This window comes from Flavobacterium rhamnosi (assembly GCF_048286515.1).
Classification (GTDB): domain Bacteria; phylum Bacteroidota; class Bacteroidia; order Flavobacteriales; family Flavobacteriaceae; genus Flavobacterium.
Genome location: NZ_JBLVPS010000002.1, coordinates 59,448 through 84,146 on the forward strand (window position 1 = coordinate 59,448; position 24,699 = coordinate 84,146).

33 protein-coding genes are annotated in these 24,699 nt (G+C 35.1%); 3 read left to right on the top strand and 30 right to left on the bottom strand.

What is annotated here, in order from left to right:
• Positions 1–12: 12 nt before the first annotated feature.
• The 3 genes from ACNQGN_RS01780 to recR all read right to left on the bottom strand — a co-directional run bounded on the left by ACNQGN_RS01780 (position 13) and on the right by recR (position 3,980).
• Positions 13–2,481, bottom strand: coding sequence for a polysaccharide biosynthesis tyrosine autokinase (locus tag ACNQGN_RS01780; RefSeq protein ID WP_417986167.1), 2,469 nt, complete (start codon positions 2,479–2,481; stop codon positions 13–15).
• A 15-nt stretch (positions 2,482–2,496) separates the two neighbouring features.
• Positions 2,497–3,288 carry a polysaccharide biosynthesis/export family protein gene (locus ACNQGN_RS01785; protein WP_417986168.1) on the bottom strand — a complete coding sequence of 264 codons (792 nt, stop codon included), beginning with the start codon at positions 3,286–3,288 and terminating at the stop codon, positions 2,497–2,499.
• Between the two features lie 71 nt (positions 3,289–3,359).
• A complete protein-coding gene (recR, locus tag ACNQGN_RS01790) occupies positions 3,360–3,980 on the bottom strand; it encodes a recombination mediator RecR (RefSeq protein WP_417986169.1) in 621 nt (206 codons plus the stop codon).
• Between the two features lie 99 nt (positions 3,981–4,079).
• Between recR and ACNQGN_RS01795 the strand changes: the two genes are divergently transcribed.
• Positions 4,080–5,588 (top strand): sodium:solute symporter, encoded by a 1,509-nt coding sequence (locus tag ACNQGN_RS01795; protein WP_417986354.1) that lies wholly within the window; start codon positions 4,080–4,082, stop codon positions 5,586–5,588.
• 87 nt (positions 5,589–5,675) lie between these two features.
• Here ACNQGN_RS01795 and ACNQGN_RS01800 read toward each other — a convergent pair whose 3' ends face one another.
• On the bottom strand, positions 5,676–6,041 hold the full coding sequence (locus tag ACNQGN_RS01800; protein WP_417986355.1) for a CoA-binding protein: 366 nt from the start codon (positions 6,039–6,041) through the stop codon (positions 5,676–5,678).
• Positions 6,042–6,197: 156 nt separating this feature from the next.
• Here ACNQGN_RS01800 and ACNQGN_RS01805 point away from each other — a divergent pair, with 156 nt between their 5' ends.
• On the top strand, positions 6,198–6,827 hold the full coding sequence (locus ACNQGN_RS01805) for a MarC family NAAT transporter (RefSeq protein ID WP_417986170.1): 630 nt from the start codon (positions 6,198–6,200) through the stop codon (positions 6,825–6,827).
• 61 nt (positions 6,828–6,888) lie between these two features.
• Here the strand turns inward: ACNQGN_RS01805 and ctlX are convergent, their stop codons facing one another.
• From ctlX to eno, 4 genes are all read right to left on the bottom strand, one after another.
• Entirely contained in the window at positions 6,889–7,824 is a 936-nt protein-coding gene (gene ctlX / locus ACNQGN_RS01810) for a citrulline utilization hydrolase CtlX (RefSeq protein WP_417986171.1), read from the bottom strand.
• 50 nt (positions 7,825–7,874) lie between these two features.
• Complete coding sequence (locus ACNQGN_RS01815; RefSeq protein ID WP_417986172.1) at positions 7,875–8,789, bottom strand: dimethylarginine dimethylaminohydrolase family protein; 915 nt, start codon at positions 8,787–8,789, stop codon at positions 7,875–7,877.
• 64 nt (positions 8,790–8,853) lie between these two features.
• Positions 8,854–10,137: a citrate synthase gene (locus ACNQGN_RS01820; RefSeq protein WP_417986173.1), complete on the bottom strand. Its 1,284-nt coding sequence runs from the start codon at positions 10,135–10,137 to the stop codon at positions 8,854–8,856.
• Between the two features lie 157 nt (positions 10,138–10,294).
• The gene (gene eno / locus ACNQGN_RS01825) at positions 10,295–11,587 is read right to left on the bottom strand and encodes a phosphopyruvate hydratase (RefSeq protein ID WP_417986174.1); all 1,293 of its coding nucleotides are present in this window, start codon (positions 11,585–11,587) and stop codon (positions 10,295–10,297) included.
• 398 nt (positions 11,588–11,985) lie between these two features.
• On the opposite strand from eno, the gene ACNQGN_RS01830 reads away from it, so the two are divergent.
• On the top strand, positions 11,986–13,323 hold the full coding sequence (locus ACNQGN_RS01830; RefSeq protein ID WP_417986175.1) for an erythromycin esterase family protein: 1,338 nt from the start codon (positions 11,986–11,988) through the stop codon (positions 13,321–13,323).
• Between the two features lie 93 nt (positions 13,324–13,416).
• Here the strand turns inward: ACNQGN_RS01830 and carA are convergent, their stop codons facing one another.
• The 22 genes from carA to rplP form a co-directional block, all read right to left on the bottom strand.
• The gene (gene carA, locus ACNQGN_RS01835; protein WP_417986176.1) at positions 13,417–14,517 is read right to left on the bottom strand and encodes a glutamine-hydrolyzing carbamoyl-phosphate synthase small subunit; all 1,101 of its coding nucleotides are present in this window, start codon (positions 14,515–14,517) and stop codon (positions 13,417–13,419) included.
• Between the two features lie 390 nt (positions 14,518–14,907).
• Entirely contained in the window at positions 14,908–15,393 is a 486-nt protein-coding gene (gene rplQ, locus ACNQGN_RS01840) for a 50S ribosomal protein L17 (protein WP_073210393.1), read from the bottom strand.
• 36 nt (positions 15,394–15,429) lie between these two features.
• On the bottom strand, positions 15,430–16,422 hold the full coding sequence (locus tag ACNQGN_RS01845) for a DNA-directed RNA polymerase subunit alpha (RefSeq protein WP_039110214.1): 993 nt from the start codon (positions 16,420–16,422) through the stop codon (positions 15,430–15,432).
• 21 nt (positions 16,423–16,443) lie between these two features.
• Positions 16,444–17,049: a 30S ribosomal protein S4 gene (gene rpsD / locus ACNQGN_RS01850; RefSeq protein ID WP_417986177.1), complete on the bottom strand. Its 606-nt coding sequence runs from the start codon at positions 17,047–17,049 to the stop codon at positions 16,444–16,446.
• Positions 17,050–17,141: 92 nt separating this feature from the next.
• A complete protein-coding gene (gene rpsK / locus ACNQGN_RS01855) occupies positions 17,142–17,525 on the bottom strand; it encodes a 30S ribosomal protein S11 (protein ID WP_024981527.1) in 384 nt (127 codons plus the stop codon).
• A gap of 8 nt (positions 17,526–17,533) precedes the next feature.
• Positions 17,534–17,908 carry a 30S ribosomal protein S13 gene (rpsM, locus tag ACNQGN_RS01860; protein ID WP_143387617.1) on the bottom strand — a complete coding sequence of 125 codons (375 nt, stop codon included), beginning with the start codon at positions 17,906–17,908 and terminating at the stop codon, positions 17,534–17,536.
• A 2-nt stretch (positions 17,909–17,910) separates the two neighbouring features.
• Complete coding sequence (gene ykgO / locus ACNQGN_RS01865) at positions 17,911–18,027, bottom strand: type B 50S ribosomal protein L36 (protein WP_008992256.1); 117 nt, start codon at positions 18,025–18,027, stop codon at positions 17,911–17,913.
• Between the two features lie 12 nt (positions 18,028–18,039).
• Positions 18,040–18,255 carry a translation initiation factor IF-1 gene (gene infA / locus ACNQGN_RS01870; protein WP_007136545.1) on the bottom strand — a complete coding sequence of 72 codons (216 nt, stop codon included), beginning with the start codon at positions 18,253–18,255 and terminating at the stop codon, positions 18,040–18,042.
• Positions 18,256–18,258: 3 nt separating this feature from the next.
• The gene (secY, locus tag ACNQGN_RS01875) at positions 18,259–19,605 is read right to left on the bottom strand and encodes a preprotein translocase subunit SecY (RefSeq protein ID WP_417986178.1); all 1,347 of its coding nucleotides are present in this window, start codon (positions 19,603–19,605) and stop codon (positions 18,259–18,261) included.
• Positions 19,606–19,618: 13 nt separating this feature from the next.
• The gene (rplO, locus tag ACNQGN_RS01880) at positions 19,619–20,071 is read right to left on the bottom strand and encodes a 50S ribosomal protein L15 (RefSeq protein WP_416842887.1); all 453 of its coding nucleotides are present in this window, start codon (positions 20,069–20,071) and stop codon (positions 19,619–19,621) included.
• Positions 20,072–20,082: 11 nt separating this feature from the next.
• Positions 20,083–20,265 (bottom strand): 50S ribosomal protein L30, encoded by a 183-nt coding sequence (gene rpmD, locus ACNQGN_RS01885; protein ID WP_035668100.1) that lies wholly within the window; start codon positions 20,263–20,265, stop codon positions 20,083–20,085.
• A 12-nt stretch (positions 20,266–20,277) separates the two neighbouring features.
• Entirely contained in the window at positions 20,278–20,805 is a 528-nt protein-coding gene (gene rpsE, locus ACNQGN_RS01890; protein WP_035668102.1) for a 30S ribosomal protein S5, read from the bottom strand.
• A gap of 6 nt (positions 20,806–20,811) precedes the next feature.
• Positions 20,812–21,162, bottom strand: coding sequence for a 50S ribosomal protein L18 (gene rplR / locus ACNQGN_RS01895; RefSeq protein WP_113636694.1), 351 nt, complete (start codon positions 21,160–21,162; stop codon positions 20,812–20,814).
• A gap of 11 nt (positions 21,163–21,173) precedes the next feature.
• Entirely contained in the window at positions 21,174–21,716 is a 543-nt protein-coding gene (gene rplF, locus ACNQGN_RS01900; protein ID WP_417986179.1) for a 50S ribosomal protein L6, read from the bottom strand.
• Positions 21,717–21,733: 17 nt separating this feature from the next.
• The gene (gene rpsH / locus ACNQGN_RS01905; RefSeq protein WP_035668108.1) at positions 21,734–22,132 is read right to left on the bottom strand and encodes a 30S ribosomal protein S8; all 399 of its coding nucleotides are present in this window, start codon (positions 22,130–22,132) and stop codon (positions 21,734–21,736) included.
• A 123-nt stretch (positions 22,133–22,255) separates the two neighbouring features.
• Entirely contained in the window at positions 22,256–22,525 is a 270-nt protein-coding gene (gene rpsN / locus ACNQGN_RS01910) for a 30S ribosomal protein S14 (RefSeq protein WP_007136553.1), read from the bottom strand.
• Between the two features lie 3 nt (positions 22,526–22,528).
• On the bottom strand, positions 22,529–23,080 hold the full coding sequence (rplE, locus tag ACNQGN_RS01915) for a 50S ribosomal protein L5 (RefSeq protein WP_091173704.1): 552 nt from the start codon (positions 23,078–23,080) through the stop codon (positions 22,529–22,531).
• A 2-nt stretch (positions 23,081–23,082) separates the two neighbouring features.
• Complete coding sequence (gene rplX, locus ACNQGN_RS01920; RefSeq protein WP_035668111.1) at positions 23,083–23,397, bottom strand: 50S ribosomal protein L24; 315 nt, start codon at positions 23,395–23,397, stop codon at positions 23,083–23,085.
• A 12-nt stretch (positions 23,398–23,409) separates the two neighbouring features.
• Entirely contained in the window at positions 23,410–23,778 is a 369-nt protein-coding gene (rplN, locus tag ACNQGN_RS01925; RefSeq protein WP_026717863.1) for a 50S ribosomal protein L14, read from the bottom strand.
• A 2-nt stretch (positions 23,779–23,780) separates the two neighbouring features.
• A complete protein-coding gene (rpsQ, locus tag ACNQGN_RS01930) occupies positions 23,781–24,041 on the bottom strand; it encodes a 30S ribosomal protein S17 (protein ID WP_039110222.1) in 261 nt (86 codons plus the stop codon).
• A 17-nt stretch (positions 24,042–24,058) separates the two neighbouring features.
• Entirely contained in the window at positions 24,059–24,250 is a 192-nt protein-coding gene (gene rpmC / locus ACNQGN_RS01935) for a 50S ribosomal protein L29 (RefSeq protein ID WP_035668115.1), read from the bottom strand.
• A 13-nt stretch (positions 24,251–24,263) separates the two neighbouring features.
• A complete protein-coding gene (rplP, locus tag ACNQGN_RS01940; protein WP_007803637.1) occupies positions 24,264–24,689 on the bottom strand; it encodes a 50S ribosomal protein L16 in 426 nt (141 codons plus the stop codon).
• Positions 24,690–24,699: the final 10 nt, after the last annotated feature.

The following is a 24,699-nucleotide window of genomic DNA, read 5'->3' on the forward strand; positions in this document are numbered from 1 at the left end:
AAAACAACCATATTACTTAGTCTGTTTTTTACGAAATGTTCCAACAACTCTTTCAAAGATATTTTTTGGCCTATCCTCTTCATGATAGCCACTTGAATAAGTACCATATCCATACCCGTAACCATATCCATATCCGTAACCTGCTCCGTATTTAGCTTTATTCTCAAAGCCATTCAAAATAATACTGGTATTATTTAACTCCCCGCGTTTCACTCGGTTGTTTAATAACGTAATCATTTCTTTTTTAGTGAAATTCTGTCGCACTATATATAAAGTAACATCGCAATATTGTGCTAATTCCAGCGCATCGGATACCAGACCAACCGGCGGTGTGTCCAAGATAATGTAATCGTATTTTTTCTTTAACTCTTCAATTAAATCCTTCATTCCCCCGTTCATAATCATCTCCGCAGGATTAGGAGGAACTGGACCGGACAGAATAACGTCCAGAAAAGGAATATGGGTATGATTGATGATTTCGTCAACTGTTTTTTGCTTAATCAGATAATTTACAACTCCAACTTCATTGGACAAATTAAACTCCGTGAACAGCTTCGGTTTTCTTAAATCAAGACCAATTACCACTGTCTTTTTCTCGCTTAACGCAAATACGGTTGCAATATTTACGGAACAAAACGTTTTCCCTTCACCACTCACTGATGATGTTATCATCAGTGTTTTAGCACCGTCTACGTTTTGTTGTTTGTATAAAAATTGTAGTGAAGAACGAATAGCCCTAAAGGATTCCGATAAAGCTGATTTGGGTTTATCATAAACCGCTAAATTGGTATCTTCTTTACTCAGTCCAACGACTCCTATCAAAGGAATTTGTGTCAGCTTGCTGATATCCTCCGTATTTTGAATCGAATTATTGACAAAGAAAATTGCAAATACAAAAAGTAACGGAAACAATATTCCCAGAAATAATGCCAACACATAATTTACGGATGTTTTGGGTCCTATAAGTCCGCCACCAACATCTTTTGCCGGGTCTATAAAATGAATATCTGATAAATTTGCCGCTTTAACAATATCGGCTTCACTTCTTTTTTGAAGAAATGTACTGTAAATATTATCACTTAAATCATATTTACGTTTAATCTTGATTAGCTCTTGCTGGTCTTCCGGAAGTTGCTTTATCGTACTTTCCGTTTCATTAATTTTACTGCTAACCATAGCCAAATCATACTGCAAAGAAGCCTTGGCTGTTGCTATATTTTCCAACAGTACTTTTTTCACAGCCTCCATTTGATTGTCGAAATCCTTGAATATCTTATCGCTTTTTACAGCATAGGCCATTTCGGATCTTTGAGTAGACAGTGCAATCAATTTCGAAACACTTACAACAATATTAGGATCTTCAATTCCTGCCACTGATGGCGCCGGAAGTTTAGAATAGTCCACACTGTTTTTTAAGTAGGCTTTTAATGAATTGTAATAGGCCAGTTTACGCGTAACTTCATCTTTCTTAACATCAAACTCAAGTATTTTGTCCGAAAACTTAGCTCCCCCCTGTTCTATGTCATAGATATTTTTGTCTTTTCTAAATGATTTCAGCTCATTGCCGGTCTCCTTTAGCTGGGATTCCATTGTGATCAATGTACTGTCTATAAAAGCAATTGTATTGGTCGCAAATTGATTTTTACTATCCAATTGTCTTTTTATAAGCATTTTTACAGTCGAATTCAAATATTCAACCATTCTTGCTTTATTGGTTCCTTGCATACCCAGGGTAATTATAGAACCGCCTTTATCATCTGATCTGACATTGATTCCTTTGTAACCGGATACTGTTCCGTCAAAATCATTAAACTGTACAAAATATTCATTTCCCTTATAAAAGCCGGGATTGTCTTTTATTTGTAATTTCCAATTTAAAAAAGGCAGTGCTACTTGCTCGCCTACTTTATATTTTTTTACAAATTCCCCTGTTTCAACGGCGGTATTACTGTACGAATTATTGGAATAGGTTATTAATGAAACGTTTTGACCCTCAAATGGAATTCTGATTTCATATTCATTCTCGCTTAAAAATTTAATCCCAATCAAATTTCCTGCTAACTGTCCTTTTGATTTATCTATGTTTACATAGAAAGGAACAGCTCCATACGCATCTTCCAGCGTGTACTTGCCTTTGACCAGGTAATTAATATAGTATTGCAGTTTATCGACAACCAACTCGTTATGAGATCTGGATTGCAACGTGGTTGAAATCGTCTGCACCTGATCTGAAGTACCACCCCAATTAAAAACCAAACTGGTATTTGAAGTAAAAAGAGGATTGCTTTCTTCCTTTACGGCAATAAGCGTTTCCATACCGTAAATTCTTTGTTTACGGATGTTAACTTGATAGGCAATCGTGAAAGTGATTAATAAACTCAGTAAAAACCATTTCCAATAACTTCCGATTTTTATTAAAAATCCCTTAAAGTCAAAACTTACCTGGTTTTCAAAAATCGAAAAATCTTTTATATCTAACATTTTTTGAAGTCTGTTTTAATTTTTTAATAGTAAAAAGGTAGTTGTTGCCAATGATAAAAGCGTAATAATGGTACCCAATGATTCGATTCCTGTTTTTCCGGTTCCCCAGGTTTTTTGTTTGAGTGGCTTTACATAGATATAATCATTCGGCTGTAAATAGTAATACGGCGATTTCATCACATTTATATCGGTAAGGTCTAAATCCTGCATTTGAACTCCAGTAGGTGTTTTTCTCATGATGGTAACTGCTTTTCTGTTTCCGGTTATGGTTATATCACCCGAATTCGCAATAGCCTCCATAATTGTTACATGCTCCTGAAACAATACTTTACTTCCGGTACTTCCCACTTCTCCATTAATAGTATATCGGAAACCTGCCAATTTTACGGTCACAAAAATATTTGCCTCCTTGTTGAAATATTCAGCTAATAACTGCTTCTCAACTCTAACTCTAATCTCATCCAGCGTGTATCCGATCACATTTAAGTCACCCAAAACCGGAACTCTGATATTCCCATGATCATCAACTGTAAAGCCATCAAAATACAATCCTGTCTCAGATTTACCAGCTGAATTGCCATCTCCTGTCGGACTAAAAATAGCCACTAATTTTGGATCAACTGCTTTTATGGTAATACTCAAAACATCATTAGTTTGCAATCGGTAAGGCTTTGATTCAACTGCTGCAATTGTGGCATTCTCTTGCGAATTATCCTTTTTCTGAAGATAAATCAAATCTTGAGTCGAGATACAAGAAGTAAATAACACACTAATAACTAGCAATAAGTAGAATCTGGATTTGCTCATTTTTACTATTTTTAACGACAAATATAGCTTTTCATTTACGATTTAAAAAGCGTAGCTATTCATTAAGTGGATTAATTATTTTTAAAAAACTTTTCAAAAGGAACTCTTTGCAATATACTTCTTCCTAAGGTAACTTCATCTGCATATTCCAGTTCATCACCCACCGAAATTCCTCTGGCAATTGTTGATATAATTATTTCACAATCGGCGATTTGTTTATAAATATAAAAATTAGTGGTATCGCCTTCCATTGTGGAGCTTAAAGCAAAAATGATTTCGTTTACACTTCCTGATTTTACTTTCTCTACCAATGTAGTAATATTTAACTGACTTGGTCCAACCCCATCAATAGGCGAAATTTTGCCTCCTAACACATGGTAAATCCCTCTAAATTGACCCGTATTTTCAATTGCCATCACATCGCGAATGTCTTCCACGATGCAAATGATCTGATGGTTTCTGCTTTTGTTAGCGCAGATTTCACAAAGTATACTGTCCGAAATATTGTGACAACTGGTACAGTATTTAATATCCTCACGCATAGCAACCAAAGCTTGTGCTAAAAAACCCGTTTGCTCTTTTGGCTGTTTCAATAAATGCAATACTAATCGCAACGCCGTTCGTTTACCTATTCCAGGTAATTGAGACATTTCGCTAACTGCTTTTTCTAATAATTTCGAAGAAAATTCCATAGAAGCAAAAGTAATCAATTTGTCCCGAACGTTCGGGATAGATAATTTGAAAATATGAAGATTATTTATGTAATTTGGCCTAAACAATTTTTATACAAAATGACTCCCAGCACCATTCTACTACTTATAACCGTTTATTTTGGAATTTTATTTTACATCTCTTATGCGGTAAGCAAAAAAGACAGTGGAAATGATGCCTTTTTTAAGGCCAATAAAAACTCAAGATGGTATCTCGTTGCCTTTGGAATGATTGGAACGGCACTTTCAGGAGTGACCTTTATTTCAGTCCCGGGGGAAGTGGGAGCACCAAGCGGGGAACAATTTAAGTATTTCCAGTTTGTCTTAGGCAACGCTATTGGTTTTGTCATTATTGCAAAAGTGCTATTGCCGTTGTATTACCGAATGAATTTAACCTCTATTTATGGCTATATAGAGCATCGACTGGGAACTTACTCTTATAAAACTGCCGCAACAATTTTCCTAATCAGCCGAACGATTGGCTCCTCTTTTAGATTATATCTTGTTGTAATTGTGCTGCAACGTTACGTCTTTGATTTTTATGGAATTCCATTTGCAGTTACGGTTTTGATTTCATTGGCTTTGATATTTGCCTATACCTATCGTGGCGGATTAAAAACAATTATTATCACCGACACGCTACAAACATTCTTCTTAGTTTCTTCTGTTTTTCTCACCATTTTCTTTATTTGCAGAAGTTTAAACCTGACTGTTTTTGAAGCTTTTGATGAAGTCAAAAACAGTAACTATTCTAAAGTATTCTTCTTTGAGGATTTTGTATCGAGTAAGTTCCATTTTGTAAAACAAATCCTTGGTGGAATTTTCGTAACCATCGCTATGGTAGGTTTGGATCAGGATCTAATGCAGAAAAACCTGAGTTGCAAGAATATTGGGGAAGCCCAAAAAAATATGTTTACGTTCACCGGGATATTTGTACTTATCAATATCTTTTTTCTTAGCGTAGGTGCCTTACTTTATATTTACGCCAGCAGAAACGGTATTGAAGTACCCACTGATTTAGTTACCGGAAAGCCCAGAACTGACTTGCTCTTTCCCGAAATTGCTTTTCACCATCTGGCAATAGTCCCTTCGGTTATTTTTCTATTGGGATTGACAGCGGCAACTTTTGCTACAACCGATTCCGCTTTAACAGCGCTTACAACATCATTTTGTGTTGATTTTCTCGGTATGGATAAAGCGGAAAATCTAAACAAACCAAACGTAGTACGCAACAGGCATTTTGTTCATATTGGCTTTTCTTTCCTTATGTTTTTGGTAATTGTATTCTTTAATGCAATTAACGATAGCTCTGTAGTGGGAATGATTTTCAGGGTTGCCTCCTATACGTATGGTCCGCTTTTAGGATTGTATTGCTTCGGATTGTTTCTAAAGTCAAAGACTGTCAAGGACAAATTTGTCCCTATGATTTGTCTCTTGTCACCAGCTATAACCTTCGGTATTAGCGAAAATTCGAAAGCGCTGTTTTTTGGATACGTTTTCGACAACGAGTTGATTATCGTAAATGGGCTAATCACTTTTCTTGGATTGCTATTGATTAGCAAGGATGCCACTTCTGAAACACGATTTTAGTGTAGCCCTGACCATTTCTTGTTCCGTTAAAAAGCGGGACAAGAAAAGACAGCGTGCATAGCTCGAAACTGGTGAAGAAAAAAAAAATTAATATTGATTTGTTGCCAACATAACAAGTGTACAACCTATCTCGACTTTGATATCGTTTAATTTTAACAATTGATAGAACTCCGGATTCTCAGTACCTGGATTAAAAACAACACGTTTTGGTTGTGCCTCGACGATATAATTGTAGTAATCACGCTGACGCAAAGGATTTAGATAAAGGGTAACTGTATCGATGTTTTTTAATGGAACAGCCTTAGTTTGGATTTTAATCCCTGCTACTTCTCCTGCATTTTGACCAATCGCAAGAACGGAATGCCCTTTTTCAACCAATTTTTCAATTGCTAAAAAAGAATATCTGGCTGGTTTTGTTGAAGCTCCAAGAACCAACGTTTTTTTATTTTTTATCATTTTCTGTAATTATATTTTGCAAAAGTAATCAAAAAGGTTCATGACTATAGCAATTATTAGGTTTAGTTACAAGCAATAAAAACAATATCCTAACACTAAAAATAATGCTTCATCTAAAAAAAGAGTATTTTTGCAGCATTAAATTAGAATAACATGGATCTTTTTATTTACCTGTTCGTTGCGCTTTTTTCAGTATTAAACCCTATTGGAACTGTTCCTATATTTGTTGGCCTCACACAAGACGACAGCAAACTGGAGCGCTCCAGGATTTCTCTTTGGACCGCAGTAAATGTTTTTGCGATACTGATAATCTCCTTTTTTATAGGACAATATGTTTTAATATTTTTTGGAATTAGCATTGACGCACTCCGAATTGCAGGGGGAATAATTATTGTGAGTTCCGGATTTTCATTGCTTTCCGGGAAGCTCAACAAAAAAAGAGGTATTAATAAAAAAGTGGAAACCGATGCTCAAAAAAGAAATGATATTGCATTGACTCCGTTAGCTATGCCAATGCTTGCAGGTCCCGGGTCTATTTCACTACTTATTGCATTCTATCAGGAACACAATTCCACCAGCGACATTATCATATCTTCACTAGCCATTCTTGCCATTGCAATTGCTATTTTTATTATTCTAAGAAGCGCCCATTATTTAGCAAAAATACTAGGGGCATCAGGAATTGTTGCAATATCAAGAATCGTAGGCTTTATCGTAATCGCAATTGGGATTCAATATATCGTTAGTGCTATCATCAATATTATTAAAGGAAATTTAATATAGATACAAACACACTGTTTTTTATACTCTGACAAGATTATTGGTCTTGCCAGAGTTTGAAAAATTAATCTCTGGGCAAGAAAATCTCTGCCATCATGCATCTGGCACTTCCACCGCCACAAGCTTCAATAGTATCTAAACTTGAACTCAGAATTTCAGCATGCTTTTCCAATTGTTCTATTTGTTTTGGCGTTAGGCTCTGATGTGCAGCTGTACTCATAACCAAATATCTTTTATCTTTTGCACCGAGAACTTCAAGCATATTCCCTGCAAAATTGTTCATTTGGGCTTCCGTAATCAGAATAATTTCTTTTCCGTTATCTTTTAGATTATCCAGAACCATTTTGCGCTCTTTTTTATCATCGATACAATCGGAACAAATTACTGCGAAAGTTTCTCCCACACACATCATTACATTGGTGTGATAAATCAGTTTTCGTTCTGAATCTACTGTTTGAAAAGCCTCGAAAATTACCGGTGCGTAATCAAAATCTTCACAGAATTCAATAAACAATTCTTCATCTGCTCTGGGTGACAGAGCGCAATAGGCTTTTGAATTACCTCTGTCCAGCACTAAACTTCCTGTTCCTTCCAGGAAAAAACCATCTTCCTCGGCCGATGTGTAATCCATTATATTATTGATCACAAAACCTTTGTCTTCCAGAATATCTAAAATATCCTCCCGACGTTCCTCCCGACGGTTTTCCGCAAACATTGGATATAAGGCCACATCGCCATCCTCGTGAAAAGAAACCCAATTGTTTGGAAAAATACTATCTGGTGTATCTGGATTTGAAGTATCTTCCACAACAGTTACATCAACACCTACTGCCCTCAATTTTTCCACAAAAGCATCAAATTCTTCTTGCGCTTTGGCATTTACCGTAGCTGGTAAAAGTCCTTCTATTACTTTTTGATAATAATTATTTACTGCCGTTTGCTCGTTCATTCGAAATGCAACCGGGCGAATCATCAATATGGAATTTGTCGTTTGTTTCATGTTTATATATTTTTTTCAGAGACTTGCAATGCGATGTCCCTATAATGAAATTAATCTCTTATTAAAGGTAATGTAGAACAGCGTAATAATCCTTCTTGTTTGGCGATTTCTGCATAGGGAATCTCTTCCACCACAAACTCGTTCGCGCGCAACCAATTGTTTAATCTGGTGAAGTTTTTTTCGGAAACAATAACATTCGTATCTATGGAAAAAATATTGGAATTCATATTATACATTTCCGCTCTGGTAATATGAAACAAGTTTTCTTTCCCAAAAAGATTCACAAGAAACAGATAGTCCGCCTCTTCACGGAATCCTCTTTTGTAAATGATTCCTTTATCAGTACCAACAGGCTGAAAACAACAGTCCAGGTGTAAAGCATTGTCGCGGGCTTCAATTTTTGATTTAACCAAATCGAATTCCTTGACAATTTTATTTGGAAATAAATCTTTGATGTACTGAACACCTTGCACATTGGTTCTTGCCGTAATATAATCTTTGTAATCACTGCCTTTATAAGTTCCGATAAAAATGTAGTCATTCCACAGAATCACATCTCCACCTTCAATATGTACTTCTTCCGGAGGACGAACCACTTTTTTGGGATCAATCTGATCTATTATATATTGTATCGCGTCTAACTCTCGTTCCCGTTCCGGCAGTATATTTGATTTAATAAAAACATCATCTATAACAAAACCGATGTCTCTTGTAAATATCTGATTGTAATTGGCAATCATTTCTGGACGAAAAACAGTCACATCATATTTTTGAAGAACTGTATTAAAGGCTTCCATTTCAGCAACCATATCAGATTCTATAGGATAAGTCCCCGCTAAAATATGTTCTAATGATTTTGGATCATAGGCTTCATCAGCCTTTGGAGTTGGACCGTTGTTAAGTGCTGAACCTAAAACTACGGATCTCAATCTTGAAGTCTCATTCTTTATATTTAACGCTAGCATGTATTTTCACTTTTGGCAAATATAAAAAAAGCTTCACAAATTAGTGAAGCTTTTTGAATTGAATTTATCTTTTGTCAGCGGTAACAAAATCTCTCAAAGGACTACCAGTATATACTTGTCTTGGTCTTCCGATTGGCTCTTTGTTTTCACGCATTTCTTTCCACTGTGCAATCCAGCCAGGTAAACGTCCTATTGCAAACATTACAGTAAACATATCTGTAGGAATTCCTAATGCTCTGTAAATAATCCCAGAATAGAAATCTACATTTGGATATAAATTTCTTGATTTGAAATATTCATCTTCTAAAGCTGATTCTTCCAGTTTCTTAGCGATAGCAAGAATTGGATCTTCCACTCCCAAAGTTGCTAAAACTTCGTTAGCTGCTTTTTTGATGATTTTTGCTCTTGGATCGAAATTTTTATATACTCTGTGACCAAATCCCATCAAACGGAAAGGATCATTTTTATCTTTTGCTTTCGCTATATATTTCTCAGCATCACCACCATTTTTGTGAATTTCTTCAAGCATTTCAAGTACTGCCTGATTAGCACCACCATGTAAAGGTCCCCAAAGTGCAGAAACTCCCGCAGATATTGAAGCAAATAGTCCCGCATGAGAAGAACCTACCATTCTAACGGTTGACGTAGAGCAATTTTGCTCATGATCCGCATGAAGAATAAACAATCTGTCTAACGCATCAATAACAACAGGACTTGCCTTGTAAGGCTCTGTTGGCAATTCAAACATCAAACGCATAAAATTCTCTACATATCCTTTTGTGTTATCATAATAATTTAAAGGATAACCCATACTTTTTCTGTATGTCCAAGTTGCAATTACCAAGAATTTACCCATGGTTTTACAAACTGCCTCATACATCTCTTTATCATTTTCAACATTAACCGACTTTGGATTAAATGCTGTCAAAGCACTTGTCAAAGCAGCTAAAACACCCATAGGATGTGCTGTTTTTGGAAAACCGTCAATGATATTCTTCATTTCTTCGTTTACCAAAGTATATTTTCTAATATCATTTTCAAACTGCTCTAACTGAACTTTAGATGGCAATTCTCCAAAAATTAAAAGATAAGAAACTTCTAAAAAATCCGCTTTTTCGGCTAAATCTTCTATTGAATACCCTCTATAACGCAAAATCCCAAGCTCTCCGTCAAGGAAAGTAATTTCGCTTTTACAAGAACCTGAATTTTTGTAACCCGGATCAATAGTAATTGCACCCGACAAATCACGTAATTTGTTAATATCGATAGCAACTTCATTTTCAGTCCCTACGATGATAGGAAGTTCAAATTTTTTGCCATCTATTTCTAATGTTGCTGTTTTTGACATAATATAATTGGAAATAAAACTTTTAAAAATAATAATTTACCAAATCTAGGGAATTTCAAATTAATTAAAAAATGAATAACACAATGAAATTGTTAAAAGTCAAAAAAAAAGCCACTCACGATCCGTGAATGGCCTTTTTAAAAATATTATTATGAACTTATTTTATTTTGAAAGCATTTAAACCTGGAAAATAAGCTGTATTTCCTAGTTCTTCTTCAATTCTTAATAATTGGTTGTATTTAGCCATACGATCTGAACGAGAAGCCGAACCTGTTTTAATTTGACCGCAATTTAAAGCTACTGCCAAATCTGCAATTGTATTATCTTCTGTTTCTCCTGAACGGTGTGACATTACTGAAGTATAACCTGCATTTTTAGCCATGTTAACAGCTGCAATAGTTTCAGTTAATGTACCAATTTGGTTTACTTTAACAAGGATTGAATTAGCGATTCCTTTTTCAATACCTGTAGCCAAACGTTTCACATTGGTAACGAATAAATCATCTCCAACTAATTGTACTTTATCTCCAATTTTTTCAGTTAGCAATTTCCAACCATCCCAGTCATTTTCATCCATTCCGTCTTCAATAGAAATAATTGGGTATTTAGCTGCTAATTCTGCTAAATATTCTACTTGCTCTTCAGAAGTTCTGATCTTACCAGTTTCTCCTTCAAATTTAGTGTAATCGTATTTCCCATTTACATAAAACTCAGCAGCAGCACAATCTAATGCAATCATAATTTCGTCTCCAAAAGAATAACCTGCAGTTTCAACCGCTTTTTTGATTGTATCTAAAGCATCTTCAGTTCCTCCAGGAAGATTTGGTGCAAAACCACCTTCATCACCAACTGCAGTTGAAAGACCTCTATCGTGTAAAACTTTTTTCAAGCTATGGAAAATTTCTGTTCCCATTTGCATTGCATGTGAAAAAGATGTTGCTTTCACAGGGAAAATCATAAATTCCTGAAACGCGATAGGCGCATCAGAATGAGAACCTCCATTGATGATATTCATCATTGGAACTGGCAATGTATTGGCAGAAACACCACCTACGTATCTGTATAAAGGCAAACCTAATTCATTCGCAGCAGCTTTTGCAACAGCAAGAGAAACACCTAAAATTGCATTTGCTCCTAAGTTAGATTTATTTGGAGTACCATCTAAATCGATCATCATTTGATCAACAAGATTTTGCTCGAAAACTGAAACTCCAACAAGTTCTTCAGAAATAATGGTATTAACATTTTTCACAGCATTCAAAACTCCTTTTCCAAGAAATGCTTTTCCTCCATCACGTAATTCAACAGCTTCATGTTCTCCAGTTGAAGCTCCAGATGGTACAGCAGCTCTTCCTATAACACCATTGTCTGTAATTACATCTACTTCAATTGTAGGATTTCCTCTTGAATCGAAAATTTGTCTTGCGTGAACTTTGATAATTATACTCATAATACTAAAATTTAAATTTTAAAATACAAATATATTCTATCTTTTGTAATGATTTAATGAAAATAATGAATGTTATTAACGAAAACGTTATAATTTTTTCACAAACAAAACATTTAAGCTATTTTAAGAATTTATTTTTACATTATCTGTTATTTTTTTCCATTCCCTCAAAATCAAAACAAAGAAATTCTAAGCGTTCTGCCCCCAACCTGGCGCCGTAAATTTCAACTTGAAACAAATTAATTCTAACGAATAAACAAATCAAAACTATCTGATTACCAATAATATAGATTAACTTTATACTCGTTTTTAAAAACATAAAAACACACTTTAAATCGTATATTTTTTAATTGTAAATTTTGACTATTCAAGCTGTAAATTAAAAAAATAAAAATGTGATGGAAACTTTAAAAAACCTTAACAATTTAATCAATTCTAGTGAAATCGTAGAATTATTGAACAAAACAGCTTCTCCATTGGAAAATTCAGAAGATTTAGACCCCTTAATGGATTATATTGGAGATGCAAAATATATCCTTTTAGGCGAAGCCTCACACGGAACCCATGAATATTATACCTGGAGAGCTAAAATTACGCAACGGCTAATTAAAGAAAAAGGATTTTCATTTGTAGGAGTAGAAGGAGACTGGCCAGATTGTTATCGTTTGAATCGGTTTGCTAAAGGATACCTAAATTCCGGAAAAGACATCTATACGGTCATGAATGAATTTAAACGATGGCCAACATGGATGTGGGCTAATTGGGAAACTGCAGCCTTCATAGATTGGCTCAAGTCCTATAATGAAGACCTTGCAGCGGAAAAACGAATAGGCTTTTACGGCTTAGATGTATACAGCTTCAGGGAGTCAATGAATTCAATCATTCAATACTTAGAAAAAAATGATCCCAAAGCACTAGCAGTTGCAAAAACGGCCATGAAATGCTTTGAGCCTTACGGCAAAGACGAAGGCCAATCCTACGCCAGAGCTTCTTCCTATGTACCGGAATTATGTGAAAAAGAAATACTGCACATGCTTGCCGAAATACTAAAAAATGTTCCCTACTATAATTCCGATGCGGAAAATGTTTTGAGCACGGAACAAAATGCATTTATTGCCAGAAATGCCGAAAAGTACTATCGTGCCATGATAAAAAGAGGTTCCGCCTCCTGGAATATTCGCGACGAGCACATGGTCTCCACCATACAACGCCTCATGAAATTCCATGGAAAGGAAGCCAAAATAGTAGTTTGGGAGCACAATACCCACATCGGTGATGCACGTGCTACAGAAATGGCGGCTCAGGGAATGGTAAATGTCGGACAGTTAGTACGAGAACAACATTTGATGGACGGCGTTGTAGCAGTAGGATTTGGCTCTTATCAGGGAAGCGTGGTTGCCGGAAGAGAATGGGGAGATGCTATGCGAAAAATAAAAGTTCCTGAGGCTGTCGAGGGCAGTTGGGAACATGCCTTTCATCTTGCAGGCAATGGTAGAAACAAATTAGTCCTGCTCAACAAAATAAAGGACGAAAAATGTCTTTCTTCTTATATAGGGCACCGCGCAATTGGCGTGGTATATAACCCGGAGCATGAAAAATTTGGCAACTACGTCCCTACACTACTTCCAAAAAGATACGATGCATTCATTTTTATTGACCAAACAACAGCGTTGCATCCAATTCATATTGAACCTGATGGACACCAAATCCCGGATACCTATCCTTTCGGAATGTAAGTTTACGTTGCTTTATAAAAAAAAGGGTTTGACTTAATTAAAAGTCAAACCCTTGTGTTTTTAACATCAAGCATTAATAGATCTGATTAAAGCTTAGCCTTTTATATTTTCAATAAACTGATCGAACAAATAAGACGAATCATGTGGTCCAGGACTTGCTTCCGGATGGTATTGAACTGAAAAACAATTTTTGTTTCTCATACGCATACCAGCAACAGTTCCATCGTTAAGGTGAACATGTGTGATCTCCAAATCAGGATGATTGTCTAACTCTTCCTTGTTAACAGCAAAACCGTGATTCTGAGAAGTGATTTCTCCTTTTCCGGTAATGATGTTTTTTACAGGGTGATTTATTCCTCTGTGACCATTAAACATTTTATAGGTAGAGATTCCGTTTGCCAAACCAATTACTTGGTGACCAAGACAGATTCCAAATAATGGCTTGTCCTCTTCAAGAATTTCTTTTGCTACCTGAATAGCACTAGCAAGAGGCTCAGGATCTCCAGGACCGTTAGATAAAAAATAGCCATCTGGATTAAATGCTGCTAAATCCTGGTAAGAGGAATCAAAAGGAAATACTTTTATATAGCAATCTCTTTTAGCAAGATTACGAAGGATATTAGTTTTAATTCCTAAGTCAAGTGCAGAAATTTTATACGTTGCATTCTCATCTCCAAAAAAATAAGGCTCAGTTGTAGATACTTTAGAGGCTAATTCTAATCCTTTCATATCCGGAACTTTCGCCAGTGAAGCTTTCAGTTCTTCAATTGGTGTTTCATCGGTACAGATCACCGCGTTCATAGCTCCGTTATCACGTATGTAACTTACAAGAGCACGTGTATCTACATCAGAGATGCAAATAAGGTTTTGTTTGATAAAATAGTCTTCTAAACTCCCTGAAGCACCTTCGCGAGAATAATTGAAGCTAAAATTTTTACAAACTAAACCAGCAATTTTAATACTGTCTGATTCAACTTCTAAATCACTTACTCCGTAATTTCCGATATGGGCATTGGTGGCTACCATTAATTGACCAAAATAAGAAGGGTCAGTAAATATTTCCTGGTAACCTGTCATTCCTGTGTTAAAACAAACTTCCCCAAAAGTAGTCCCACTGATTCCAATAGATTTACCATGGAATATGGTTCCGTCACTTAATAGAAGAATTGCTTTTTGTCGTGTTGTATATTTCATTCGTAGCTTTCTATTATTTTTTTAATAGTATCATGTAACTCGCAAAAACGCGTTTCATGTGTAGTTAAATATTGTGCAAATTTAATTCTTTAAAACAATGGATGCAATCTTTTTAAAATTTATATTTTCAAACAGAATTCATACCCTGAATTAAAACATATATAGATTTAAATCACCTCTTAAAAAGGCAGCTTAAACAAATCAAAAAGCGGTAAACTAGCCCCAGTTGAAAAAAAAATGTCTTTTCCGTAATTCTGCTAAAAAGCAATTTCAAAAGAACTGAAGCGAAAACCAGCAGAAAAACGAAGCTTTTCAATAAAAAAAATCAAAAAAAAAGGATAAACTAGTACTAGCTTATCCTTGATTTTTATTGAATGATTATTTTCATAACTATTCAGCAGTCTCTGTAGTTGTTTCAGTTTCAGCAGCTGGAGCTTCAGTAGCTTCATCTTTCTTAGCTTTACCACCACGACGGCTTTTTGCTTTTTTAACTTCTTTTTTACCACCATTGTAAAGTTCATTGAAATCTACCAATTCGATCATTGCCATATCAGCATTATCTCCTAAACGATTTCCAACTTTAATGATACGAGTGTATCCACCTGGACGGTCTCCTACTTTAGCAGCTACGTCTCTGAACAAGTCAGTTACCGCATATTTGCTACGTAAGTAAGCAAAAACGATACGACGATTGTGAGTCGTATCTTGTTTTGATTTTGTTATTAAAGGCTCAACGAATTGTTTAAGCGCTTTTGCTTTAGCGACAGTAGTGTTAATACGTTTGTGCTCGATAAGAGAACAAGCCATATTAGCTAACATAGATTTTCTATGCGCAGTCTGTCTGCTTAAGTGATTGAATTTTTTTCCGTGTCTCATTGCTTTATGAAATTTAATCTGCCAAGGCAGATTAGATTATTCTTTATCTAGTTTGTATTTTGCTAAATCCATACCGAAGTTTAAATTTTTAACTGCAACAAGCTCATCAAGTTCAGTTAAAGATTTTTTACCGAAATTACGGAATTTCATTAGGTCATTTTTATTGAACGATACTAAGTCACCAAGTGTATCAACTTCAGCCGCTTTCAAACAATTTAATGCTCTTACAGAAAGATCCATATCAACAAGCTTAGTTTTAAGCAATTGTCTCATATGTAATGACTCTTCATCATACGATTCTGTTTGTGCAATTTCGTCAGCCTCGAGAGTAATTCTTTCGTCAGAGAATAACATGAAATGGTGAATTAAAACTTTTGCAGCTTCAGTAAGGGCATCTTTTGGATTAATAGATCCGTCAGTTTTTATTTCAAAAACCAATTTTTCATAATCTGTTTTTTGCTCAACACGGAAGTTTTCAATCGCATATTTTACATTTTTTACCGGAGTAAAAATTGAATCTGTAAAAATAGTTCCAATTGCAGCATTCTGTTTTTTGTTCTCTTCAGCAGGAACATATCCTCTACCTTTTTCGATAGTTAAATCGAAATTAAGTTTGATTTTACTGTCCAAATTACAGATAACCAGTTCTGGATTCAAAACTTGGAAACCTGAAATAAATTTTTGAAAATCACCAGCTGTTAATTGATCTTTACCTGAAACAGAAATAGTAACTGATTCATTATCTATATCTTCAATTTGACGTTTAAAACGTACTTGTTTAAGATTAAGAATAATTTCGGTAACGTCTTCAACAACTCCTGAAATAGTAGAAAACTCATGATCTACACCTTCAATGCGAACAGATGTAATTGCATAACCTTCTAATGCTGAAAGCAAAACTCTTCTAAGTGCATTACCAACGGTCAATCCGTATCCAGGTTCTAAAGGTCTAAATTCAAATTTACCTTCAAAATCGGTTGAATCGATCATGATAACTTTATCGGGCTTCTGAAAATTAAATATTGCCATAAATTTCGACTAAGTCAATTATTATTTGTTGTACAACTCTACGATTAATTGTTCTTTAATGTTTTCTGGGATTTGAAGTCTCGCAGGTACAGAAACGAAAGTACCTTCTTTGATATCATTATTCCAAGTAATCCATTCATAAACATGACTTGAATTAGATAAAGAACGTTCGATAGCTTCTAAAGATTTAGATTTTTCACGAACAGCAACTTTATCACCAGGCTTAAGGTGGTAAGAAGGAATATTAACCACATCACCGTTTACAGTCACGTGTCTGTGAGAAACGATTTGACGAGCACCTCTTCTAGAAGGAGCGATACCCATTCTAAAAACTACGTTGTCTAATCTTGCTTCACACAATTGTAATAATACTTCACCAGTAACTCCTTTAGTAGCTGATGCTTTTTCGAATAAGTTTCTGAATTGTTTTTCTAATATTCCGTAAGAATATTTAGCTTTTTGCTTTTCCATTAACTGGACAGCATATTCAGACTTTTTTCCTCTTTTTTTAGCCATCCCGTGTTGTCCAGGTGGGTAATTTCTTTTTTCGAAAGCTTTATCGTCTCCGAAAATTGCCTCGCCAAATTTACGAGCGATTTTGGTTTTTGGACCAGTATATCTTGCCATTTTAAAAAATTTAAGGTAGAGATTATGAATTCAGGTCATATCCTCCGATAATCTATATTCTACCTATGTTATACTATATAAATTTTTGAGTATTAAACTCTACGTCTTTTAGGAGGACGACATCCGTTGTGAGGCATTGGAGTTACATCGATAATCTCTGTTACTTCAATTCCACCGTTATGCAAAGAACGGATAGCAGACTCACGTCCGTTTCCTGGTCCTTTAACATAAACCTTTACTTTTTTAAGTCCAGCTTCAAGAGCTACTTTACTACAATCTTCTGCTGCCATTTGGGCTGCGTATGGAGTGTTCTTTTTAGAACCTCTAAAACCCATTTTACCAGCTGAAGACCAAGAAATAACTTCACCTTTTTTGTTAGTCAAAGAAATGATGATATTGTTAAAAGTAGCAGAAATATGAGCTTCTCCCGTTGATTCAACGATAACTTTACGTTTTTTTGCAGTTGCTTTAGCCATATTACTTATTATTTAGTTGCTTTTTTCTTGTTGGCAACAGTTTTTCTCTTACCTTTTCTTGTTCTAGAGTTGTTTTTAGTTCTTTGTCCTCTTAATGGAAGACCAGATCTATGACGGATACCTCTATAACATCCAATATCCATTAAACGTTTGATGTTTAAAGAAACTTCAGAACGTAATTCTCCTTCAATTTTGAAAGTTGATACTGCTTCACGAATTGCTCCGATCTCATCATCATTCCAGTCTTGAACTTTTTTATCTTGGCTAACTTGAGCTTTTTCTAAAATCTCAATAGCTCTACTTCTTCCTAATCCGAAGATATAGGTAAGTGCTATAACACCTCTCTTATTTTTTGGGATATCTACCCCTGCTATTCTTGCCATAACTATCCTTGTCTTTGTTTAAATCTAGGATTCTTTTTGTTTATTACGTACAATCTCCCTTTTCTTCGCACAATTTTGCACTCGGGACTTCTCTTTTTTACTGAAGCTCTAACTTTCATTTTGAATATCCTTTAATATCTATAAGTAATTCTTGCTTTTGACAAATCGTAAGGGCTCATTTCTAGTTTCACTTTATCACCAGGTAATAATTTGATGTAATGCATACGCATTTTTCCAGATATATGTGCGATTACAATATGTCCATTTTCTAACTCTACACGGAACATTGCATTTGATAATGCTTCAATGATCGAACCGTCTTGTTCTATTGCTGATTGTTTTGCCATAAGTTAAGCTACTGCTTTTCTATTTTTACCAGTCTTCATTAAACCATCATAATGTCTATTTAACAAATATGAATTGATTTGCTGCATCGTGTCTATGGCAACTCCAACCATAATAATTAATGAGGTCCCTCCAAAAAACATTGCCCAAGATTGTTGAACATCCATAACGCTTACAACAATTGCTGGGAACACAGCGATTAAAGCAAGAAATAAAGATCCTGGGAAAGTTATTAAAGACATCACTTTATCAAGATAATCAGAAGTTTCAACTCCAGGTCTAACCCCAGGTATGAAACCACCGCTTCTTTTTAAATCATCAGACATTTTGTTAGTAGGAACAGTAATCGCGGTATAAAAGAAAGTAAACACAATTATTAAAGTTGCGAAAACAAAATTATACCAAAAACCGAACATATTACTAAAAGCGCCAACAATAGATTGTGATGCATCTGATTTTGACAACCCTGCTACAGCAGCAGGTATAAACATAATTGCCTGAGCAAATATAATAGGCATAACCCCAGAAGCATTAAGCTTTAATGGAATCCATTGTCTATTACCACCCATAACATCTTGTTCGTAATCACCTGAAGTTGTACGACGAGCGTACTGAACAGGTATTTTGCGGACTGCCATTACTAATAATACACAAGCAATAATAACCAATAACCAGATAATAACTTCGATAACCAATAACATTGGCCCTCCGTTATTATTAGTCACACGGGTCGTAAATTCTTGAATAAAAGCTTGTGGAAATCGAGCTAATATACCTACCATAATCAATAATGAGATACCGTTTCCGATTCCTTTATCAGTGATTTTTTCTCCTAACCACATGGCAAAAATTGTACCTGTAACTAAAATAATTACTGAAGAAAATAAGAATTCAAATGAATTAAATCCCAATAAAAAAGCATTACTAGGTAATGTTCTATAAAGATTATAGATATAAGTTGGTCCTTGAACTAAAGTAATACCTATTGTTAACCAACGAGTAATTTGATTAATCTTTTTTCGACCACTTTCTCCATCACTTTGAAGTTTCTGCAAATAAGGTATTGCAATTCCCATTAACTGAACAACGATTGATGCAGAAATGTAAGGCATAATACCCAAAGCAAAAACTGAAGCTTGAGAAAATGCACCTCCGGTAAACATGTCAAGAATAGAACCGATTCCATCCTTAGTCTGGCCGGCTAAATTCCCTAATTGTGTTGCATCAATACCTGGAAGAGTTACTTGAGCTCCAAAACGATATACTAAAAGCAATCCTAAAGTGATTAGAATTCTATTTTTCAGTTCCTCAATTTTCCAAACATTACTTAATGATTCAATAAATTTCTTCATCTTAATAGAAAAATTATATTGTTACAGCTTCTCCACCAGCAGCTTCAATAGCAGCTTTTGCAGTAGCAGTAAATTTGTGAGCGGTTACCTTTAATTTTGCTGTCAACTCTCCTCTTCCTAAAATCTTAACGATTTCGTTTTTAGTAGCCAAACGGTTAGCAACGTAAACTGTCATATCAACAGCATCAGTTATCACACCATTGTCTACCAACAATTGAAGCGTATCAAGGTTTACACCTTCGTATTCTTTACGATTGATGTTTGTAAAACCAAACTTAGGCACACGTCTTTGAAGTGGCATTTGACCACCTTCAAAACCAATCTTTTTAGAATAACCAGAACGAGATTTTGCTCCTTTGTGACCTCTTGCAGAAGTACCACCTTTTCCAGAACCTTCTCCTCTACCTAATCTTTTATTTTGATTGTGTGTAGAACCTTCAGCAGGTTGTAAGTTACTTAAATTCATAACAGTATTTGTTATTTAGTTTCTTCAACAGAAACTAAGTGTTTAACTTTATTTATCATCCCAAGGATTGTAGGGTTTGAATCATGCTCTACAACTTGTCCCATTTTACGTAGACCTAAAGCTTCTAATCCTCTCTTTTGAGTAAGAGGACAGTTGATTTTGCTTCTAACTTGTTTTACTAATAATTTAGCCATAATTTCCTTGAATTAACCTTTAAAAACTTTTTCTAAAGAAACGCCTCTTTGTTTTGCAACAGTATAAGCACTTCTCATTTGCAATAAAGCATCAAAAGTTGCCTTAACTACGTTGTGAGGATTTGATGATCCTTGTGATTTAGATAATACATCATGAATTCCTACTGATTCAAGAACTGAACGAACAGCTCCACCAGCAATAACTCCTGTACCATGAGAGGCAGGAATTAAGAAAACACGTGCACCACCAAATTTACCTTTTTGTTCGTGAGGAACTGACTGACCATTCAAAGGAATTTTTACTAAATTTTTCTTAGCATCTTCTACTGCTTTCGCAATTGCTTCAGAAACGTCTTTAGATTTTCCTAATCCATGTCCAACCACTCCATTTTCATCACCTACAACTACAATAGCAGAAAAACCGAAAGCTCTACCACCCTTTGTAACCTTAGTAACACGATTTACACTTACCAAACGATCTTTTAATTCAAGACCACTTGGTTTTACTAACTCTACATTCTTGTATTTACTATTAGACATACTATATTAGAATTTAAGTCCAGCCGCTCTTGCGCCTTCCGCTAATGATTTAATACGACCGTGATATAAATAACCTCCTCTATCGAAAGTTACTACGTCTATCCCAGCTTTTAAAGCTTTTTCAGCAACTAGTTTTCCAACTGCTGTAGCAACTTCAATGTTCGTACCGTTACCTATTTCTTTTTCTCTTGAAGAAGCCGCCAATATAGTAACTCCGTTTACATCATCAATAAGTTGAGCGTAAATTTCTTTGTTACTTCTAAATACAGATAGTCTTGGATTAGTAGCAGTACCACTAATTGTTTTTCTAATTCTGAATCTAATTCGTTGTCTTCTTTCAGGTTTTGTTAATGACATAATCTTATTTTTTAAGCTGATTTACCTGCTTTTCTTCTTAATACTTCACCTACAAATTTAACACCTTTTCCTTTATACGGCTCAGGCTTACGGAAACCTCTGATTTTCGCAGCTACCTGACCTAAAAGTTGTTTGTCAAATGATGTTAATTTCACGATAGGGTTTTTACCTTTTTCAGATATTGTTTCCAAAGTTACTTCTGGAGCAATTTCTAAAACTATATTGTGAGAGTAACCAAGTGCTAAATCTAATTTTTGTCCTTGATTTGAAGCTCTATAACCAACTCCTACCAATTCTAATGACTTAGTAAAACCTTCTGTTACACCGATAATCATGTTATTGATTAAAGATCTATACAAACCGTGTTTTGCTCTTTGGTCTTTGTGATCAGACGATCTTTCTACTTGAACTTGACCGTCTTCAACTGTAACAGTAACGTCCGAAAACTCCTGAGTTAGTTGACCATTTTTTCCTTTTACTGTAATAATACCATTTGCAACTTCAACAGTTACACCAGCAGGGATTACAACCGGACTTTTACCTATTCTTGACATCTTATATAGTCTTTAAATTAGTATACGTAACAAATTACTTCACCACCAACATTTAACTGTCTGGCTTTCTTTCCTGTCATCAAACCTTTTGATGTAGAAACAATAGCAATTCCTAATCCGTTAAGGATTCTAGGAATAGTTGAAGAACTTGAATATTTACGTAAACCTGGTTTACTAATTCTCTGGATATCTTTAATTACTGACTCTTTAGTATCTTTATCATACTTCAAAGCGATTTTGATTGAACCCTGAACAGCGTTGTCTTCAAATTTGTAACTCAAGATATAACCTTGATCAAATAAGATCTTAGTTATTTCTTTTTTTAGATTAGATGCAGGAATTTCAACAACTTTGTGGTTTGCAGCCACAGCGTTACGAACTCTTGTCAAATAATCAGCAATAGGATCTGTATACATGTGTATTAATTTGCGGTTTTGGTTTTCAACAAACTATTTGCCGAACCTGAAACCAATTTATAAATGTTTATGATACAGACAAAACGTAAGTTAAGTCTGTATCAAGACGCAATAAATTACGTCTTACCAAGATGCTTTTTTAACACCAGGTATCAATCCGTTATTTGCCATTTCACGAAATGTAACACGTGAAAGACCGAATTGACGCATATACCCTCTTGGTCTACCTGTTAATTTACAACGATTGTGCAAACGAACTGGTGAAGCATTTTTTGGTAACTTTTGCAAACCTACGAAATCTCCAGCTTCTAACAAAGCTTTTCTTTTCTCAGCATACTTTGCTACTGTTTTTTCTCTCTTAACCTCGCGGGCTTTCATTGATTCTTTAGCCATGTCTTAATTCTTTTTAAAAGGTAATCCTAATTCTGTCAATAGAGACTTTGCTTCTTTATCTGTTTTTGCACTAGTTACAAAAGAGATATCCATTCCTGAAATTTTGTTTACTTTGTCAATATCAATTTCTGGGAAAATGATTTGCTCCAAAACTCCAAGGTTGTAATTTCCTCTTCCGTCAAATCCAGTAGCTTTAATACCACTGAAATCTCTTACACGTGGTAAAGCTGAAGTAATAAGTCTATCTAAAAACTCATACATTCTTTCTCCACGCAAAGTAACTTTTGCTCCAATAGGCATCCCTTTTCTCAATTTGAATGACGCAACGTCTTTCTTTGAAATAGTAGATACTGCTTTCTGTCCAGTGATCTTTGTTAACTCATCAACTGCATAGTCAATAAGTTTTTTATCAGATACAGCTGCACCAACTCCTTTACTTAAAACGATTTTTTCCAATTTTGGAACTTGCATTACGTTTACGTATCCGAATTCCTCTTTAAGAGCAGCAATTACTCTGCTCTTATATTCTTCTTTTAGTCTAGGTATATACGCCATTACTATAGTACTTGATTAGATTTTTTTGAAAATCTTACTTTCTTATCTCCTTCTACTCTAATACCAACTCTAGTTGTTTCCTTAGTTTTAGGATCAATTAAAGAAATATTAGATATCTGTATAGAAGCTTCTTTCTTTACGATACCACCTTGAGGGCTTTTTGCACTAGGCTTCGTATGTTTCGAAACCATGTTTACACCTTCAACAATCGCTTTGTTTTTCTCACGGTAAACACGTAATACTTTACCTTCAGCACCTTTATGGTCTCCAGCAATTACTCTTACGATGTCACCTGATTTTATTTTTAGCTTTATCATCTTAAAAACGAATTAAAGCACTTCTGGTGCTAATGATACAATTTTCATGAATTGTTTTTCACGAAGTTCTCTTGCTACCGGACCAAAAACACGAGTTCCTCTCATTTCACCAGCAGCATTCAATAACACACATGCGTTGTCATCAAATCTAATGTATGAACCATCGGCTCTTCTTACTTCTTTTTTGGTACGTACAACAACTGCAGTTGAAACAGCTCCTTTTTTAACGCTTCCGTTAGGAGCAGTATCTTTGATAGAAACTACAATCTTGTCACCAACAGAGGCATACCTTCTTTTGGTACCTCCTAAAACACGGATAGTTAAAACTTCCTTTGCTCCAGTGTTATCTGCTACTTTTAGTCTTGATTCTTGCTGTACCATAATTATTTAGCTCTTTCTAGGATTTCAACTAACCTCCAACATTTTGTTTTACTCATAGGACGCGTTTCGCTAATCCTTACAGTATCTCCAATGTTACAGTCGTTCTTTTCGTCGTGTGCGTGATACTTTTTAGTTTTCAACACGAACTTACCGTATAACGGGTGTTTAACTTTACGCACTTCTGCAACAACAATAGATTTATCCATTTTGTCCGAAGTAACAACACCAACTCTTTCTTTTCTTAAATTTCTTTTTTCTTCCATCTTTCAGCAGAATACAGTTATTGTAACTCTCTTTTAGTAAGTTCTGTAGCTAATCTTGCAACTGTTCTTCTTACACTTCTAATTTGAAGTGGGTTCTCAATTGGAGAAATAGCGTGAGCCATTTTTAGGTCGGCATATGCCTTCTTAGTCTGGCTAAGTTTTTCTTGCAACTCCGCTGCAGAAAGATCTTTTATTTCTGATTGTTTCATAATATATAATTAATTATGCTTCGAAATCTCTAGCAACAACGAATTTAGTTTTTACTGGAAGCTTTTGAGCTGCAAGACGTAACGCCTCTTTTGCAACTGACAAAGGTACTCCTCCAACTTCAAACATAATTCTTCCGGGTTTAACAACGGCAGCCCAATACTCAACTGCTCCTTTACCTTTACCCATACGTACCTCAAGAGGTTTCTTAGTAATTGGTTTGTCTGGAAATATTTTGATCCATAATTGTCCTTCTCTTTTCATAAAACGAGTTGCAGCAATACGCGCAGCTTCGATTTGACGAGACGTTAAGAACATTCCATCTTCATGTACAGATTTAATACCAAACATTCCATTAGAAAGTTCATGTCCTCTTTGAGAATTTCCTTTCATTTTACCTTTTTGTACCTTACGGTATTTTGTTCTTTTAGGCTGTAACATTTTTCTTTAG